At 58.6% G+C, this 3034-nt stretch carries 1 protein-coding gene and 1 pseudogene; both read left to right on the top strand.

The window, feature by feature from the left end:
* The first annotated feature begins 290 nt into the window (after positions 1 to 290).
* Complete coding sequence (locus ABX749_RS27750; protein WP_372898887.1) at positions 291 to 2288, top strand: c-type cytochrome domain-containing protein; 1998 nt, start codon at positions 291 to 293, stop codon at positions 2286 to 2288.
* A gap of 259 nt (positions 2289 to 2547) precedes the next feature.
* Positions 2548 to 3034 (top strand): annotated as a pseudogene (locus tag ABX749_RS27755) (PIN/TRAM domain-containing protein); the annotation flags it as partial.

The following is a 3034-nucleotide window of genomic DNA, read 5'->3' on the forward strand; positions in this document are numbered from 1 at the left end:
GAGTCCTTGCCAATAGGCCGACTACAGAGGACTCGTCGCCTCGTCCACTACCCGAAAGTCGCCTCGTCCACTACCCGAGAATTGAGCTTCGATAGACGACTAGGAACTTGCGAAGGTTTTGACGCCCTTCGTGACGACAAGAACGCTGAGCCGTACCAGGACAAGTCCTGGACGACAGCGATAAATTACGCGTCGCCCCTCGGGCGACGCTGATTAAACTGGATCGAGTACCGAATTCGACGCGGGCCTAATCCCCAGGCCCCCTCTCCCCCGCCTTACCCTCTCCCGCCATGTCTGTTCGATCTGCATTAGTTCGTTTCGCTGCGCTCTCGACCCTTTCGGCTGTATCCGTTTGCCAAGCGGCCGACGCGGCTCCGAAGAAAGTCACCTACGAAGACGACGTCAAACCGATCTTTCGACAGTACTGCCTGAACTGTCACCAGCAGAGCGACAAAAAGGGTGGACTGGCACTGGACACGTTCGGCTCGGTCGTCGAAGGCGGCGGCAGTGGCGAAGTCGTTTTCGACGATGGTGATGCCGAGAGCAGCCGTCTGTGGCAACTGGTCAACCACGACGACACGCCCGTGATGCCGCCCAAGCAAGACAAGCTGCCGGCAGACAAGTTGGCGATCATTCGAGCCTGGATTGAAGGCGGGATTCTGGAGAACTCCGGATCCAAAGCCAAAAAAATGAAGTCGAACGCGCTGGCGTTTGTCGCCCCCACCGGCGGCAAACCCGATGGCCCCGTCGCGATGCCCGAAACGCTGCCGTTGGAAACCCCGGTCGTCACCTCGCGAGCCGCCGCGGTGACCGCGATCGCGGCCAGTCCCTGGGCTCCGCTGGTCGCCGTCGCCGGCCAAAACCAAATTGTGATGTATCACAGCGACACCGCGGAACTGCTGGGTATTCTGCCGTTCCCCGAAGGCGTCGCTCAGGAGCTGCGTTTCAGCGGTGACGGTTCGTACCTGATCGCCGGCGGCGGCGAACACTCCGTGCTCGGACTCGTTGCGATCTATGACGTCAAAACCGGCGAACGCGTCGCGACCGTCGGCGACGAATTGGATATCGTGTTCGGTGCCGACGCCAACGACACCCTGTCGCGCGTCGCGATGGGCGGACCGCAAAAGATGCTGCGGATCTTTGACGTCAGCAGCGGCGAAAAACTGTTCGACATCAAGAAACACACCGATTGGATCTACGCCGTCGCCTACAGCCCCGATGGAGTGCTGCTCGCCTCCGGAGATCGCTCGGGCGGGCTGATCGTTTGGGAAGCCGAAACGGGACGCCAGTACCTGGATCTTGCCGGTCACAAAGGCGGCATCACCTCACTCACCTGGCGCGATGATTCCAACGTCTTGGCCAGCGCCAGTGAGGACGGGACGGTCAAGCTGTGGGACATGGTCTCCGGCAAGGCGATCAAATCGATCAACGCCCACGGCGGCGGTGTCACGGCGGTCCGGTTCGACCACCAAGCCCAATTGGCGACCGCCGGCCGGGACAATCGGGCCAAATTGTGGGATGCAGCCGGCAAGGAACTGAAATCGTTCAGCCATGCCGGCGAAGACATGCTGGAAGTCGCCATCACCCACGACGGAAAACGTCTGATCTATGGGGATTGGGCCGGATCCGTGTTCAACACTCCGGTCGACACCCCCGATGCCATGGTCCGCTTGGCAGCCAACCCCGAACCGGCCGCCAAACGTGTTGAAGCCGTCAAAACGACCCTGGTCTCCATCCAACAGAAACTGGCTCCGGCGAAAGCGAATCTGGACCAGGCCAACGCTGCGGTGACGGCTGCTAAGAAATCGCTGGAGGAATTGGATCAAAAGGTCGCCGCGCTGAAGAAACAGGCCGCCGAAAGTACAGCTGCCGCCAAAACGGCTGAACAAACGTCTGCAACTTTCGACCAACAGCTGCCGACGCTGACCACCGCCGTTCGCGATCTTCAAGACGAAGTGACGGCGCTGCGTGTGGCATTGAAAGCCGACCCCTCCAAGATGATCGCGGTCGCGGAATCGGAAGAGAAACTGGCGGCGAAATTGACCGACATGGCCAAACAACGCCGAAACCGGATCGCCCTGATCGATGTCATCAAGACGCACCAGCAAACCGCGGCGGCCCGTCAGGCCGAAGCGGATAAACTGCTGGCCACCCGAGGGGAGCTGCAAAAGAAGCTTGAACAGGCCCAATCGCTCGCTCAAGCGGCGCAGAAAGCCCACGACGAGATCGCCGCGGTCGCCTCGAAGATCCAATCGAAGATGGATCGATTGTTGGCCGAGATCAAATAGCGAAGGTGGGGCAAGATTCTTGCTTGCCCTGGGGATCTGTTTGCATCTGGCAGCCGGACGAGGGTATCACATTGTGCTAATTCTCCCGTTTCTGGGGGTTTTTGGGGCACTTTCTTGCTGTCATCGGGTTTCGATTTCCGAGTCCCCTTGGGGACTGATCGCTGCGTCATCTAGACTGTGCGTTGGCCGATGGTGCCAGTGCGGCGATAGAGATTTCCCAAACCGATCCAAAACATTGATCCCGTGACCAGCTAGTCTTATGGAATTGATCATCCTTCGATGCGTTTTCTTACTTTGCGCCGGCGGGGTGTCGTGGATCATCAACACGGCGTTGCCGAGTGACGCAGACATCAATCCCTACGTCGTCTTTGCCGGCGTGATGGGGATCGCCGTCGTCGCGATCATGGGGGATATCTTTATCCCGCGCAAACGCATCGATTCCATCTCCGCGGTTTACTTCGGGGTGCTGATCGGAATTTTGCTCAGCTATATCTTGTGGATCGCGATCGCGCCGCTGTTTGCCCAGTCGTTGCTGGTCGGCAACGCGGTGAAGCTGATCATGGGGATGCTGTTGTGTTACGTCTGTGTCAGCATTCTGATCCAAACCAAAGATGATTTTCGATTCCTGATTCCCTATGTCGAATTTGTCCGGGAAGTCAAAGGCTTTAAACCACTGGTGCTGGACACCAGCGTGGTGATCGATGGCCGAATCGCGGATTTGGTCAATACCGGCGTTTTTGACAATC

The sequence above is a fragment of the Stieleria sp. genome, from assembly GCF_041595215.1.
Classification (GTDB): domain Bacteria; phylum Planctomycetota; class Planctomycetia; order Pirellulales; family Pirellulaceae; genus Stieleria; species Stieleria magnilauensis.

What these genes read in the sequence shown, in the direction of transcription:
- ABX749_RS27750 (WP_372898887.1), top strand. Translation starts at nt 291, where the DNA reads ATGTCTGTTCGATCTGCATTAGTTCGTTTCGCTGCGCTCTCGACCCTT.